Source organism: Pararhizobium capsulatum DSM 1112 (genome assembly GCF_030814475.1).
Classification (GTDB): Bacteria; Pseudomonadota; Alphaproteobacteria; order Rhizobiales; family Rhizobiaceae; genus Pararhizobium; species Pararhizobium capsulatum.
In genome coordinates, this window is record NZ_JAUSVF010000003.1 from 339,810 (window position 1) to 354,601 (window position 14,792).

A 14,792-nucleotide genomic window follows, 5' to 3' on the forward strand; every position below is an offset into this window, starting at 1 on the left:
GCCCCTGCCTCAGCCGTACGAGGCCATGCGGTCGACCTGCGGCGCAGACTGACCGGATGCAAATCGCAGCGTGCGCTGATCGTCGCCATCGAACACATAGAGCGCGTCCTCGCGGATCACGACATCTACCGGCTCGTCTATCCCAAAGCGATACTGCGGTGATGTCATCGCCTGGATAGTCGTATCACCGGCCTGAACCGTGACAAGGATCGCATCGCCAAGTTGCTCGGCGACATAGACGCGGCCCGACAGCCTCAATGCAGCGCCATCACGCGGTGCTTCTCCTTGTTTGTAGACCGAGACGCCTCCCGGCCGGCTGCCGACCTGAACTTTTCGACCTTGCGCACTCACATGCGGCTTGACGCAATCGGGCAAAATGACTTTCTGCTGTCCACATTGGCCGACAAGCTCCGGCGTTTCGTGCACGTCGCAGATAGTGAAGACGTTCATCGAATGCAGACCGAAAAACTGTGCCACGAACGCGTTTACGGGGCGCATGTAAATCTCGTCGGCAGTGCCGATCTGCTGCATCAGGCCGTCCCGCATCACAGCGATGCGATCGGTCATGGTCATGGCCTCGATCGGGTCATGGGTTACGATCACCGAAGTGGTGCCGAGCGCCCGCTGCAATCGCTTCAACTCGCCGCGCAGGCGGGCGCGCAATAGCGTATCGAGATGGGCGATCGGCTCGTCGAGGCAAAGTAGATTGGGACGACGGACCAGGGCGCGGGCGATGGCGACCCGCTGCTGCTGACCTCCGGACATCTGCGAGGCGCGGCGGTCGATCAAATGACCGATATTAAGAAGCGCAGCGACTTCTGCCACCTTCGTCTCGATCTCGGACTTGGAAAGACCGCGGATTTTGAGGGGATAGCTGATGTTCTGACGCGCGCTCATATGCGGATAAAGCGCATTCTGCTCGAATACCATCGCGACATTGCGGTCCTGCGGTGTTTTCGCCTCGACGGAGGTGCCGTCGAAAGAGATCGTTCCGGAGGTTGGACGCTCCAGTCCCGCAAGCATTCGCAGCACGGACGTCTTGCCGGAACCTGAGGGACCGAGCAGGCCAAAAAACTCGCCGTCCTCTATCTTGAACGAGATATCGCGAACTGCATGAACCGCGCCGCCATACCATTTGTTGATCCCGGAGAGGGTGACTGATGCCATGACTGATCTCCTTACCGTCCGCCGCTGCCGACGGAAAAACTGCGAATGAGGAAGCGCTGCATGTAGTATGAAAGGACGAGCAGCGGTGCGATTGCGACAATGCCGATGGCGCCGAGCTGGCCCCAGTTCGGTTGCTGGAACAGGAAGAAGCTGGCCAGTGCCTTCGGCAGGGTAATAACCTTTTCCCCGGTAAGGACGAGCGCGAATAGGAACTCGTTCCAGGCAAAGATCATGGCCAGAATACCGGCCGTGAGGATGCCCGGCGCCGAGAGCGGAAGCAGGACATCCCAGAATAGGCGATACCAGGGCGCTCCGTCGATGCGAGCAGCTTCCTCGTAGGTCTTTGGAATCTGGCGGATGAACTCTGCCAGAAGCCAGATGACCAACGGCAGGTTCATGAACGTGTAGACCACGATCAGTCCCGTATAGGTATCGAACAGCGACAATTCCTGGAACAGGAGGTAGAAACCGATGACAGGGACGATGGGGGGCATCATCCGAAGGGAGAGGATGGTGAAACTGAGCTGACCGTGTGCCGAGAACCACCGCGCTAGCGCGTAGGCAGCGGGATAGCCAAGGATAAGGCAAAGCACCGTTGAGATCGAGGCTACGAACAAGCTGTCACCGATCCCCTTGCCACCACCGATTGCCCAGCCTTCGGTGAAATTGACCAACGTGCCGTTGATCGGCAGCACCGACGGCGGGCTGGTGAACAGCTCCGCATAGGGCTTGAATGCCGTGAGAAGCAGCCAGGCGAGCGGTAGCAGGAAAAGTACGAGTACCATGATCAGTACCACATGCTTGACCACGACGGACAGACGCACCGCCAACGTCACATTTTCAGCCGCGGAGACGTCGGCGTAGGGTGTTGAAACCGACATGGTCATGGGTTTTCTCCCTGAAATGTATGCGCAGAGGCGTTGAACACCGTAGGCGGCAGCGGGGAATCGGAAACCGGCCCCTTTTCGCGGCTTTTCGCAAAGCTCAGGATCGCCATCGTGCCGCCGGTCAGAAGCACCAGCTGGATGATGCTGAGTGCACCGGCGATCGAAAATTCGAACCGCCCGAAACCCATGTCGTACGTGTAGTAGGCGAGGTTCTGGGTTGCAGTGCCGGGACCGCCACGCGTCAGAATATAAATGATATCGAACACTCGGAAACTGTCGATGAAGCGCAGCACGAAGGCTACCATCATGTAGGGAAACAACATCGGCAGCACGATGTGGACAAAGGTCTGCCAGCGATTGGAGCCGTCGACCCTGGCCGCCTCGTAGACCCGCTGCGGGATCGAGTTAAGACCGGCCAGAAGCACGATCATCACGAATGGCGTCCACTGCCAGGTGTCGACGACCACCAGCGTCGGCAAAGCCCAATCGGGAGACTGCGCCCAGGCCGGCGGGTCGAAACCGATGGCTTTCAACAGGTTGTTGAGCGGCCCGTAGATAGGATTCAGGAAAAGATTCCATGAAAAGCCGACAACGATCGGCGCCACCATCATTGGGATCAGGAACAGTGATGCATAAAATTCACGCCCGCGGGTCACACCGTTTAAAAGAAGTGCCATGCTGAGGCCGGCCACGATCTGCAGCGGCACAGCGACAAGCGCAAAAATTCCGGTAATGCCAAGGCTGCTCCAAAAACGCGGATTCGTCATCATCCTGGTGAAATTGTCGACGCCGACCCATTCGATCGGAATCGGAATTGCAAGCTGATAGGACGTAAAGGACGCGTAGATGAGGTAGACGAACGGCCAGACCGATAGAACCGCCAGAAAAGTCAGCGCCGGTCCGAGGAGAAACAGCGTCGCCCGCCGCTCTCGCCTGTTATCACTGGTTTTCGTTGCAGGTGGCAATGCTGTGCCCTGAACGGGTATCGTGGTCATCATGACATCCGAATTCTGTGTAGAAGCTGATGGATCGAGCCGGAGCGCGTCTCCGCCGACGATCTGTCGCCGCCGGAAATCCCGGCGGCGACAGCGGGGAGGATCAGGACCAGTAGCCCTGCTTGATCATCCGCTGACGGTATTCGTCATAATGCGCGATTTGGCGGTCACGACCGTACGTCTCGGTTGTTTCCTCGAACTCGGCCGTCATCGCCTCCAATGCTTCTTTCGGCGTTGCCTGGCCGGTGATCGCACGCGGAACATGCTGCATGATTGAACTGAGATAGCGGTTGGTGCCAGGGATCGAGATGTCGAGATATGCCTTGGGCGCTGCCAGAAGTTCCTTGCTCACGCTTGCGAAATTGTCCGCAAAACCGGATTCCGCCTGAAGCGGGAAGGTGCTCTTCGGATCGTCGAACATGCTGTTGCGCCACGGGTCCATCAGCGATTGCTCGAAGGTCTCGGCAACCCATCGATTGGCATTCGCCGATTGCTGCATCCAGGCAATGACCTTGAACGCACCTTCCTTGTTCGCCGAGTTGCCGGCAATGCCCATCGCACGACCGTAGGGAAGGACAGTTACGTCGCCGAAACTGCGGGCGCACTTGATCTTATTGGCCACCTTAGAGATCTTCGGATCGGCAGCGCCCTTCGGCATGTCTGTCCACCAATTGGCCTGGGCCACGCGACCGTCGAAAAATATCTGCCGCCCGACATCCCACGGCATCGCTTGGGCGAGATCCTTCGGCATGAAGGCGGACATTTCGGTGTAGCGACGGATGGCCTCCTCGCCGATTTCATTGACAAGCTTAGGCTTCATCTGTTCATCGAAAAGTTCGCCGTAGCGCACGCCTTTTTCCGAACCCAATTGGACCAACTGGTTAATGAAGAAAGCATAGACGAAGAAGCTTGTTACCTCGACGTGGCCGTAGAGATTCTGATCGGGTCGGGTGAAGAATTCCGCGGTATCGCGATATTCCTTGTAACCCTTGGGGGGCGCCAGATCGTACCCATATTTCGTCTTGAAAGTCTGCATCTCCTGTTCGTTTTCGAACAGGTCGGTCCGGTAGGTATTGATGAACATATCGCCATCAATCATGACGCCGACAACTTTGTTCTCATAGATGTTTAATTGTTGGAACGGCTTGGCGATGTCGGAGAAATTGAGTTCCTCGAGCGTGCCGACCTCTTCGAGCGGCGTCAGGAACGGGCCGAAGTCACCCACGAAATTTGGCCAGAAATCAAAGACGTCAAAGCGGGCTGTGCCCTGCCGCAGGGCCAGCAGGTTCTGGTCGTACATATTGCCGAGCGGATAGGATGCAAACTCGACATCGATACCAGTAGCTGCCTTAAACTCCGGGGCAAAGTTTTTGAGGATTGGTGTGAACGCCCCGCTGTCGAGACCGACCACGACCTTGCCGCTGCCGTCCTGACCTGCAGCCGATAGAACACCTCCGAAGGTTGACAGGGTGGCAGCAGCACCAAACATTGCGCTGCGACGCATGAGTTCACGCCGCGATATCAGGCCGTGGGTATCCATGCTGGATAGAATGTCGAGATCGCGCTCGACGGCTTTCGGACGTCTGTTAAACAGATGCATTGTGGTTGTCTCCTCCCAGATGACGCTCTCCCGCTCAACGTGTCACTTGCTCCACCAGAGTCTCCATTTCTCTCCGGTGGACAAATTGAGCTTTCGAAAAGAACCTAAGCATGTTATTGAAATATGACAATCGAAATATTGATATACAGATATGCTGAACAATGTGATACAATTTCCTGATAAACCGGGGTATGCGGCGATTGTATCGACGATCGTCGATGGAATTGCCCGGCGTATTCTCGTCGCTGGCGAACGAATGCCGCCACAGCGTGAGCTTGCACACCAGCTTGGGGTGGCGATCGCAACGGTCGGGCGCGCATACTCTCAGCTGGAGCTTCAGGGCTTTGTTGAAAGCCATGTCGGCCGAGGGACGTACATTGCCGGCGGGCGTGGAAGGGCCGACACCCTGAGCGACCCCGCGGATACGGAAACCATTGATCTCTCGATCTACCGGATCCCGGTGCCGGATTTGGACAGTAAACTGTCGGACACGCTGAAAACGATCATTGCCGAACACCATCCCCAGCAAATTCTGGGTTCTTCGCCCGCTGCCGGTCAACTTAGCCACCGGCAGGCCATAGCTGGATGGTTGCAACGTTATGGTGTGGACGCGTCAGCAGGACAAATCATTATCACCAATGGCGGGCAGCATGCCGCCATGGCGGCAATCTCGACATTGACACATGCTGGCGAGACGATCGCAACGGAAGAATTCACAGATCCGAAGATGAAATCCGTCGCAAGCTATCTCGACAGAAAGCTCGTCGGCGTCGAGATGGACGAGGACGGCATGATCCCGTCGTCGCTCGAAGTGCTCTGCCAAAGACAATCGATTGGCGCCATCTATGTCACGACCCGAGGACAAAATCCGACCAATGCAACACTGCCGTTGCTCCGCAGGAAGGAGATTGCCGAAATTGCGCGGCGTCACGACCTACCGATCATCGAAAGTGATATCTACGGCACGACCATGGCTGATCCACAGCCACCAATTTTCTCTATCGCTCCTGAGAGAACACATTTCCTAACCAGCTTCGGACGGATCATCGGACCTGGCATCAAGGTCGGGTGCCTGGTTTCACCTCCTGCCGACGTCCCAACGACGCAAGCCGGCGTGGGCATGTCTACGGGGTCCGCGACATTGATCGCTGCTGAAATCGTAGCGCGCTGGATCACCGGCAACCAACTTGAAGGCATGATCCGCTGGCAACAGGCAGAGAATATTCGACGGCTTTCCCTGTTGACCACATATCCTCTGCTTGGGACTGCCCGAACCGATGTAACCAGTCCCCACGTCTGGCTTCCTCTGCCCGAGCAATGGCGCGCCGAGGATTTCGTCGATGCGGCAGCCGCACAGCACATCACGATCGCGCCAACCCACAGTTTTGTGGTCGGGCGTCGCTCGATGCCGCACGCAGTGCGCCTGTGCATCGGCTCGCCGTCGTCTGTCGAAGCCCTCCAGATTGCCTGCGAACGACTTGAACGTCTGCTGAATTCGCAACCGAAGAGTAGTTTCGAGACCTAACTGGGAGAGATGGCATTGTATCAGGATGGCGGAGGATCCGTCCTCATCGTCGGCGCAACGGGTGTGGTGGGCCGCGCTGCGTTGGAAATCTACGAGTCCGACGACAGCTGGGATGTCAGCGTTCTTTCGCGCAAGAAGCCGAGCTCTGCAACAGCCGCCAAGTGGCTTGGAGCCGATCTTGAAGATATGGATGCGCTGACGCATGCCCTCATAGGCGCCGGTCCGTTCACGCATATCGTCTATGCAGCGCTGCAGGAAGAAGCAGCACTGGTCGATGGCTGGACTTCCGTTTCCCAGATCAGCCGCAACGCCGGTATGCTACAGAATCTCCTCGAGGCGTTGTCTGTGTGCGGTTTGCGTTTCTCGCATCTGACCTTGTTGCAAGGCACGAAGGCCTACGGCGTTCACCATGGTCCCTATAAGATGCCGGCGAAGGAAAGTGATCCCCGCTTCATCGCGTCGAACTTCTACTATGATCAGGAGGACATCGCTCTCGCTAAGGCAAAGGAGCATGGGTTTCACATCACGATCCTGCGCCCGCAGATTGTTTGCGGTTTTGCGCTGGGCAATCCGATGAATGCGGTGACCGCCATCGGGGTTTACGGGGCGATCTGCAGAGAGCTTGATCAACCTTTCCGTTTTCCAGGCGGCCATACTTGCTTACAGGAAGCCGTCGATGCGCGCCTGCTTGGTCGAGCGATAAAATGGGCGGGCAGTGAAACGCTCTGTCGCGGAGAAACTTATAACATCGCGAATGGAGACTGCTTTTCCTGGCCGACCCTTTGGCCGGAGTTTGCCCGGCAATTGGGCGTCGAGGCGGGTATAGCGCATTCGTTTTCCCTGGCGGAAGTCATGAGTGACAAGCAGCCTGTCTGGGACAAGATTGTACGAAAACATGCGCTCGTTCCGCACACATATGACGAAATCGTTTCTTCATGGCAGTTCATGGATTACCTGCTCCGCCACGGCAAAGCATATCCACATCACTCCATCGTCTCCACGATTAAGGCCCGCAAGCATGGCTTTCACGATTGTGTCGACACGGAGGAGATGTTTCGAACCCTGTTCGCAGAGCTTCAGTCATCAAAAATATTGCCGGCACGATAAGATGTTCCGAGGATTGCTCAGTAGGGGCGATCAGGGCGGGTAGATTTGCCGGTTGAACGGAGCAGCGAAGCTCAGCGCGTCGGCCCCTCACCCGCACTGACGCGTACGACTGAAGGCGCGCTGTCAGAAGGGGAAGCGTTGGCCAAGTCGCCTGAGATTCATCATTCGTTCATGTCTACCGTATGATTTCGAGCAGTTCTTGTTCCGACCCCGAATATGCGTAGACCGAGCGAACCCACCCGCCGACCATCTGGTCAAACAAACCCAACTGCAACCACGCGGATACGTGGACGAAAGTCTGACAAGGGCATCGCCCGGCATCTACTGGCACACAATTTGTCTGTGATGGACGGTGTGCTTTGTTAGGACACACCGCCCGGCGTTGTCAGCTTGGAAGGGCGCCGGATTTCTTTGCAACCCAGGTTGCAACGTAGTCCATCAGTCCCGGCGACAGGCAATCATAGGGCTCGAGACCAACCTCCCGCAGCCGCGACCGTATGCCATCCATCTGGCCCGGATCGACGCCGGATTCGATAATCGAGGACACGAAGGCCGCGAAACCCGGAGGCGCCCAGCCCCCCTCCTGGAAACGCTCGGGATGGATGAAATCCAGTCCCTGGAAGGCATGTTCGCGTTCGACCGGTCCATACATGTGAACGCCGCACTCCTTGCAGGCATGGCGCTGGATCAGCGCGGACGGATCCACCACCTGCAGCTTGTCGCCGTTCTCGAGCACCGTCACCTTGTCATGCGGGACGACGGCGACGATGGAAAAATGGGTCCCCGCCGGCTTCCAGCATTTGGTGCAACCGCATGCGTGGTTGTGGGCAACCTGTCCTTCGATCCGCACCTTCACCGGTTTGTCGGCACAGGCACAGACCAGCGTTCCACCGCCGAAGTTCGGATCGGCCGATTTCAGACCTGCGTCCACCGCCGGATGAATATGAGCTGTATTTGCCATTGCATTACTCCTCCCTGTCGATCTCATCTGAAAACCTTGGCGCGCCAGATAGTTTGGGAGCGCCGTCACGCAAACGACTGTCCTTCCTCCCTCAGTAAATCACGACCGAACGAATGCTTTCGCCGGCATGCATGAGGTCGAAGCCGTTGTTGATGTCTTCGAGCGGCATAGTGTGGGTGATCATCGGATCGATCTGGATCTTTCCCTCCATGTACCACTCGACGATCTTCGGCACGTCTGTGCGGCCGCGCGCGCCGCCAAAGGCGGTGCCCATCCAGTTGCGGCCGGTGACCAGCTGGAACGGACGGGTGGAAATCTCCTGGCCGGCGCCGGCGACGCCGATGATGACCGACTTGCCCCAGCCGCGGTGCGATGATTCGAGCGCCTGGCGCATGACCTTGGTGTTGCCGGTGCAGTCGAAGGTGTAGTCAGCACCGCCGATCGTATCGCCGTTGCGCTTGGTTATGTTGACGAGGTAGGGCACGATATCGTCGCCCACTTCCTTCGGATTGACGAAATGCGTCATGCCGAACTTTTCGCCCCATGCCTTGCGGTCATTGTTGATGTCGACGCCGATGATCATGTCGGCGCCGGCAAGGCGAAGGCCCTGGATGACGTTGAGGCCGATGCCGCCGAGACCGAAGACGATGGCTGTCGAACCGATCTCGACCTTGGCCGTGTTGATGACTGCGCCGATGCCGGTGGTCACGCCGCAGCCGATATAGCAGATCTTGTCGAAGGGGGCGTCGGGGTTGACGTTGGCAAGCGCGATCTCGGGCAGGACGGTGAAGTTCGCGAAGGTCGAGCAGCCCATGTAATGGAAGATCTTGTCCTTGCCGATCGAGAAGCGCGAGGTGCCGTCCGGCATCAGGCCTTGCCCTTGCGTGGCGCGGATCGAGGTGCACAGGTTCGTCTTGCGCGACAGGCAGGAATAGCACTCGCGGCATTCCGGCGTGTAGAGCGGAATGACATGGTCACCCTTCTTGAGCGAGGTGACGCCCGGTCCGACATCGACGACGATGCCGGCGCCTTCATGACCGAGAATGGCCGGAAACAGGCCTTCCGGATCGGCGCCGGAAAGCGTGAATTCGTCCGTGTGGCAGATACCGGTTGCCTTGACCTCGATCAGCACTTCTCCGGCGCGCGGGCCTTCGAGCTGAACGGTCATGATTTCCAGCGGCTTTCCTGCCTGAACGGCGACGGCTGCGCGTACGTCCATGGGTCACTCCCCCTTCTTCGACATCGTTTCCCTCATGCCGGTGATGAAACGTCACGTATATCCGCTCATTGGGTAATGCTGGCATCGTGTTCATCCAGCAGCGGCACGCCATAGTCGAGCAGCAGCTTGTTGATTTCCGGCTGATTGTCTCTGATGAATGCATTGAGCGTGCGTTTCCAATGCTGGTCAGACGGCCTGACGCCCATGGTGATCCGATAGATCATGCGCTGGCCGCCCTTTTCCTTGGTCAGGGGAACGACTGCCAGATCCAAACCGGATTTTCTCGCGTAGTAGCCCGCCATTGGTCCCCATGCCACGGCCGCATCGATCACGCCCGCCTGCATGTCCTTGATCATGAGCTCCGCCATTGATGGCATCACCCGCGTATCGACCATTAGGGGATAGACCTTGGCGTTTCGCATGAGCTTTGCCGCTGCCATGTTCGCGCTCGGAGGCGTTCCCTCCACGACCCCAATCTTCTTGCCAGCTAGCCTGGGATCGACCAGCGTTTCTACCCCCGTTAGATCACTGTTCTTTTTGTAGAGCAGGACATAAGAGGATCTGTAATAAGCATTTGTATTCTGCACGAGTTCGTCGCCCTGAGCGTATCCCATGATAATGTCACAGCGGTTGGCCCCGAGCGTATTGCGCACGAAGCCCGTGACTGACGGAAACCAGGTATAGGCAACGGCGCTTCGTCCGGTCTCGGTTGCGACCATCTTGGCAAGCTTGTCCTCGAAGCCCTCGCCGCCCTGGTCGGAGAAAGGTAAGTTGGATGGGTCGGCGCAGACCCGCAACGTGGTGGGGTCCACCAGTTCTCCAGCCGCACCAAGACCGGCATTGGGGGCGGTGCTCTGGGCGCAGACAGGTGAAGACAAAGCGGTGACTATGGCCAGGACGACCAGGCCGCTTCTCTTCATTCCATGCATACGACGCAGCATGTCATCCCCCCATGCAGGAGGCTTCGTGGACCTTTGCCGCTTCGGGCTTGTCGGCCTTCTTTGGCGGACGTCCCCGGGGAGCGGCACCAACGGCACGAGCCCGCAGATAGACATAGATGTCGTCCAGGTAGCAGTAGACATTCTTGTTGTCGCCGAATGCCGGCATGACGTTTTCTTTGCCGCCGCCCACGTTCTTTCGGCCTTCGGCGACGATCGAGATGAAAGTCGGATAGTCCAGGTTCTTCATGCTTTCGACCAGACGGGGCGCATAACTCGAACCCATGCCGTCCGGCCCGTGACAGACGTGACAGTCCGAATGGTAACGGCGGTAGCCGCTGAACGTGTACCAATCGACGGTGCCGTTTTCGATCTTGAACGTCGGATTTCCATCCGCGTCGAAATACTTTCCGTCTTCTTCCGACGCCACCGCCGCTTTTTTCTCGTCATCCGCGGCTGTGGCAATTCCATGTATTGAGATCGCGAAGAAAGCGCTGAGCGCAAGTCGTGTTATGCGAAAAGCCATAAAAAAACCTCATCGGAAATAAGCTTGCATCTTCGAAAATCTGGGTGAGGCATTGGTGTGCTGCCCTGTCTAAAAATGGCCAAGACACAACGCCCAGCCTCGCAGCAGGCTTCCTCGTTCATCGTGACGAAACCGACAGGGCGTGCAAAAAGCCGCCCTGTCGTAAATGCTATCAGTCGGGAAGACCGAAGACGGTCAGTTGCCCGCCAAGCGTCGTATAGTCAGCCAGCGCGGCATAGCCGCCGACTGCACCTAGACCCGCGGTCCCAACGACCGCGGCCGTGTCGCCTTGCGCGCGCCCCTGATCGACGGCACCATGCCATGCGGCCGCATTATCGGGTGAAAGCAACCCGCCGGCGAGGCCAATGCCGGCCCATCCGCCGACACCCGACAGGACGGCGATATACTGCTTGCCGCCATGCTCGAACGTGTTGATATTGCCGATAATGCCAGACGGCGTCTTGAACTTGTAGAGTTCCTTGCCGTTGAGATCCACCGCCTTGATGTAGCCTTCGAGGGTCCCGTAGAAGACCACGTCACCCTCAGTTGCCAGAGCGCCTGACCAGACCGAGAACTGCTCAGGTTTCGACCAGACAATCTCACCCTTTGCTGCGTCCCATGCGATGAAGTTGCCCATGCCGCCATGACTGTCCGGCGCGGGATACATCGACACCGTCGCTCCGACGTAGGGCTGACCGGCGGTGTAGCTGACCTTGTAGGGCTCGTAATCCATGCAGACATGGTTGGTGGGCACGTAGAACAGACCCGTTTTCGGCGAATAGGCTGCCGGCTGCTGGTCTTTGGTGCCAAGCGCTGCCGGGCATACGCCGGATGTATTCGCGTCCTCGCCGTTCTGCTGGGTGGAGTATTGCGCTACCACCTGCGGTCGACCATATTGGGCGCTTGAAGGGTCCATGACAACTTCCGTGGCCCAGTTGACCTTCGGATCATATTTTTTCGCGACCAGCAGCTCGCCTGTGCCCCTATCAAGCGTATAGGCGAAGCCGTTGCGGTCGAAATGCACCAACACATCGCGGGGCTTGCCGTTGATTTGCATCGCATCGACCAGAATGCTCTCGTTGACGCCGTCATAGTCCCACTCGTCATGCGGGGTCATCTGATAAAGCCACTTGGCTGCACCAGTATCAGCATCACGCGCCATCAGGGTCATCGACCACCTGTTGTCGCCGGGCCGTTGCACCGGATTCCAGGTCGAAGGATTGCCCGTACCATAGAAGACCAGGTTGGTTTTGGGATCATAGGAGAACCAACCCCACGTCGTACCGCCGCCGGTCTTCCACTGCTCGCCTTCCCAGGTGTTGATACCGGAGTCGGGGCCGACCGGTTTGCCAAGGTGAGTTGTCTTTTCCGGATCGATGAGGGTCTCGGCGTCCGGGCCAGTGGAATAGGCCTTCCAGGCGAGCGAGCCGTCCTTCAGATTGTAGGCGGCCGTCCAGCCGCGCACACCGAATTCGGCGCCTGACACGCCGATAATCACCTTGTCCTTGACGATCATCGGGGCCGCTGTGCCGGACTCGCCTTTGCCACCATCTGTCTGATCGCCATTCTTCACCGACCAGACGACTTTGCCGGTCTTGGCATCGAGGGCAACAACAGTCGTGTCGGCCTGGTTGAGAATGATCTTGCCATCACCATAGGCGACGCCGCGATTGACCGTGTCACAACACATGATGGCGATGACGTTCGGATCCTGTCGTGGTTCGTATTTCCAGAGGATCTTGCCGTCGTTCTTCAGATCGAGTGCATAGACGATGTTGGGGAACGGCGTGTGGATATACATGACATCGCCAATCACGAGAGGTCCCCCTTCATGGCCGCGCAATACGCCGGTCGAGAAGGTCCATTTGACCTGGAGGTCCTTGACGTTGTCCTTGGTGATCTGGTTCAGCTTTGAATAACGGTGGTTGGCATAGTCGCCCGTGGGCATCGCCCAATTCTTGGAGTCTGCCGAAAGAGCCGTCAGTTCATCGTTTGCTAAGACATGGCCGGCAAATGCCGCCGTCAGAAATCCGGCGGCGGTCAATGACGGATAGATTATTCTGGCGAGCACGTTCATGTAAATTCCTCCCGATGCAGTTGTTCATCCGAGGTTCGTCATCATGACGCAAACGACTCCGTTATCGGTCGAAGCAACTCATGAGCGACGCATGCTTTTTAAGGGATTACGCTTCCGTCAGCGTGTCACAGCCAGGGTTGGACAGAGGGGGCACCGATACTGCCTTCCTCCTGGCCTACGAAGCTCCGCCTCTCCCGTCGGCAAAGCCTTGAAGCCGGAAACTTATGAATAGATATTATAGTTTATCAATATAGGCAATGACGACATTGTTTTTTGGCACTGCGAAAATATTGTTGCGGCGCAATACGCAATTATTACTTCCTATTGGAATTTTATGTTTTCTCAAAATTCATATTTGTTATTCTGCATCAAGACTATGGAGTCCGCTTATGGATTTTACATCGAAGATTACCTCAGGATTGGCGATAGCCGGCCGGGGAGGACTTGTCAGCGCGGCCTTTCTCATGGGCGTTGGCGCAGCACAGGGCGCCGGAAGCTACCCGACAGTTGCCATCGTCGATTACGTGTATGGGTGCATGAAGGCAAACGGCGAAACGCCCGCCGCCCTCGCAAACTGTTCTTGCTCCATTGACGTCATTGCCTCGATCGTTCCCTACGAGCGGTATGAAACGGCTGAAACTTTCAGGAGCCTCGGGCTGCAGACAGGGGAGCGAGGCGTGCTGTTCCGGCAAAGCGCGCCCGCCAAATCCGCCGTCTCGGAGCTGAAACGCGCGCAGGCAGAAGCGGAAGTCCGATGCTTCTGAGGGACCATCGGGCCGTACTCGAGCTTCAGACCACAGGAAGCGCGGGAGCCCGATGGACGTTCGTCCGCGCATCATCCCTTTGCAAGGAAAGTTGCCTCCAGAAAAAACGTGCACTGATAGGTTCATAGTGCCAGTTTCTCGAAGATCCACAGCAATGTCAGATTTCCCGACTCCCGTCCGGGAATATGCATTTCCATCGCATTATTTTCAACGCCGGATGCCGCTCAGACCACTTCGCTATCTCTGTGGGGGCCAGCATCATGCATTGGAAAAGCGAGCCGCGGCTCTCGAAGTACAGATGCTCGGTGCGGCAACTCGTTGGATTGGCCAGCAAGCAGACGGTCAGGACAAGGTCGACAAAATTCAATTGAGCACCTCTCCCCGCGCGATTGCCCGGAATATCTGGGTGACAACATGCTCCGCATCCTTACCAAACCGACGGCCTTGCAAGACGCCCGATGGAAGACCGGAAACTACGATACGCGCGCGGGAAATATGCGTCAACTACTCCAAGAAATAGTCTGTCAAAGGAACCTTGTTGACACGCATAGCCTCTAGCCTAACTTGTATATTGGAGCGTCTTTCTGGGCGATGTTTCGGGGTTGCACGGGAAAGTACAAGAATTTCAGGAGGAGCAACATGAAAATTACTATGTGGATCGGCGCTATCGGCATGATGCTTGCGGCCAAAGGGCACTGTCTCGCGCAGGACGCCACCGCCGGCGAGAAGGTTTTCGCCAAGTGCAAGGTCTGCCACATCGTGGACGCGGACAAGAACAAGATCGGTCCGTCGCTGATGGGTGTGATCGGCCGGACTGCCGGCACCCACGCCGGGTTCCGGTATTCCACGGCCATGGTCGATGCCGGAAAATCAGGAATTATCTGGGACGAGACGACGCTGAACACCTATCTCCGCAACCCAAAGGCGTTCGTCAAGGGTACGAAGATGGCCTTCGCCGGCCTGAAGACGGACGATGATATCGCCAACGTCATTGCCTATCTCAAGCAGTTCCCAAAGTAGGCCACC

General features: G+C 57.4%; 13 protein-coding genes. 4 read left to right on the forward strand and 9 right to left on the reverse strand.

Annotated elements, in window-relative coordinates; translation table 11 throughout:
- Nucleotides 1-9: 9 nt before the first annotated feature.
- The 4 genes from QO002_RS26810 to QO002_RS26825 all read right to left on the reverse strand — a co-directional run bounded on the left by QO002_RS26810 (nucleotide 10) and on the right by QO002_RS26825 (nucleotide 4,649).
- Nucleotides 10-1,167 (reverse strand): ABC transporter ATP-binding protein, encoded by a 1,158-nt coding sequence (locus QO002_RS26810; protein WP_307235712.1) that lies wholly within the window; start codon nucleotides 1,165-1,167, stop codon nucleotides 10-12.
- A gap of 11 nt (nucleotides 1,168-1,178) precedes the next feature.
- On the reverse strand, nucleotides 1,179-2,054 hold the full coding sequence (locus QO002_RS26815) for a carbohydrate ABC transporter permease (protein ID WP_307235714.1): 876 nt from the start codon (nucleotides 2,052-2,054) through the stop codon (nucleotides 1,179-1,181).
- Complete coding sequence (locus QO002_RS26820) at nucleotides 2,051-3,049, reverse strand: carbohydrate ABC transporter permease (protein WP_307235716.1); 999 nt, start codon at nucleotides 3,047-3,049, stop codon at nucleotides 2,051-2,053. The genes QO002_RS26815 and QO002_RS26820 overlap by 4 nt, the downstream gene beginning before the upstream one ends.
- A gap of 103 nt (nucleotides 3,050-3,152) precedes the next feature.
- Complete coding sequence (locus QO002_RS26825; protein ID WP_307235718.1) at nucleotides 3,153-4,649, reverse strand: ABC transporter substrate-binding protein; 1,497 nt, start codon at nucleotides 4,647-4,649, stop codon at nucleotides 3,153-3,155.
- A gap of 151 nt (nucleotides 4,650-4,800) precedes the next feature.
- Between QO002_RS26825 and QO002_RS26830 the strand changes: the two genes are divergently transcribed.
- Both QO002_RS26830 and QO002_RS26835 read left to right on the forward strand, forming a co-directional pair.
- The gene (locus tag QO002_RS26830; RefSeq protein ID WP_307235721.1) at nucleotides 4,801-6,174 is read left to right on the forward strand and encodes an aminotransferase-like domain-containing protein; all 1,374 of its coding nucleotides are present in this window, start codon (nucleotides 4,801-4,803) and stop codon (nucleotides 6,172-6,174) included.
- Nucleotides 6,175-6,183: 9 nt separating this feature from the next.
- Nucleotides 6,184-7,281, forward strand: coding sequence for an NAD-dependent epimerase/dehydratase family protein (locus tag QO002_RS26835; protein ID WP_307235723.1), 1,098 nt, complete (start codon nucleotides 6,184-6,186; stop codon nucleotides 7,279-7,281).
- A gap of 385 nt (nucleotides 7,282-7,666) precedes the next feature.
- Here QO002_RS26835 and gfa read toward each other — a convergent pair whose 3' ends face one another.
- The 5 genes from gfa to QO002_RS26860 all read right to left on the reverse strand — a co-directional run bounded on the left by gfa (nucleotide 7,667) and on the right by QO002_RS26860 (nucleotide 13,002).
- Nucleotides 7,667-8,242 (reverse strand): S-(hydroxymethyl)glutathione synthase, encoded by a 576-nt coding sequence (gene gfa / locus QO002_RS26840; protein ID WP_307235725.1) that lies wholly within the window; start codon nucleotides 8,240-8,242, stop codon nucleotides 7,667-7,669.
- A 91-nt stretch (nucleotides 8,243-8,333) separates the two neighbouring features.
- Nucleotides 8,334-9,461 carry an S-(hydroxymethyl)glutathione dehydrogenase/class III alcohol dehydrogenase gene (locus QO002_RS26845; protein WP_307235727.1) on the reverse strand — a complete coding sequence of 376 codons (1,128 nt, stop codon included), beginning with the start codon at nucleotides 9,459-9,461 and terminating at the stop codon, nucleotides 8,334-8,336.
- 65 nt (nucleotides 9,462-9,526) lie between these two features.
- The gene (locus QO002_RS26850) at nucleotides 9,527-10,402 is read right to left on the reverse strand and encodes a substrate-binding domain-containing protein (RefSeq protein ID WP_307235729.1); all 876 of its coding nucleotides are present in this window, start codon (nucleotides 10,400-10,402) and stop codon (nucleotides 9,527-9,529) included.
- 1 nt (nucleotide 10,403) lies between these two features.
- A complete protein-coding gene (locus QO002_RS26855) occupies nucleotides 10,404-10,925 on the reverse strand; it encodes a c-type cytochrome, methanol metabolism-related (protein ID WP_307235731.1) in 522 nt (173 codons plus the stop codon).
- Between the two features lie 172 nt (nucleotides 10,926-11,097).
- Nucleotides 11,098-13,002: a methanol/ethanol family PQQ-dependent dehydrogenase gene (locus QO002_RS26860; RefSeq protein WP_370878603.1), complete on the reverse strand. Its 1,905-nt coding sequence runs from the start codon at nucleotides 13,000-13,002 to the stop codon at nucleotides 11,098-11,100.
- A 464-nt stretch (nucleotides 13,003-13,466) separates the two neighbouring features.
- On the opposite strand from QO002_RS26860, the gene QO002_RS26865 reads away from it, so the two are divergent.
- Together QO002_RS26865 and QO002_RS26870 are read left to right on the forward strand one after the other, a co-directional pair.
- On the forward strand, nucleotides 13,467-13,766 hold the full coding sequence (locus QO002_RS26865; RefSeq protein WP_307236270.1) for a hypothetical protein: 300 nt from the start codon (nucleotides 13,467-13,469) through the stop codon (nucleotides 13,764-13,766).
- A gap of 651 nt (nucleotides 13,767-14,417) precedes the next feature.
- Nucleotides 14,418-14,786 (forward strand): c-type cytochrome, encoded by a 369-nt coding sequence (locus QO002_RS26870; protein ID WP_307236272.1) that lies wholly within the window; start codon nucleotides 14,418-14,420, stop codon nucleotides 14,784-14,786.
- Nucleotides 14,787-14,792 lie beyond the last annotated feature (6 nt).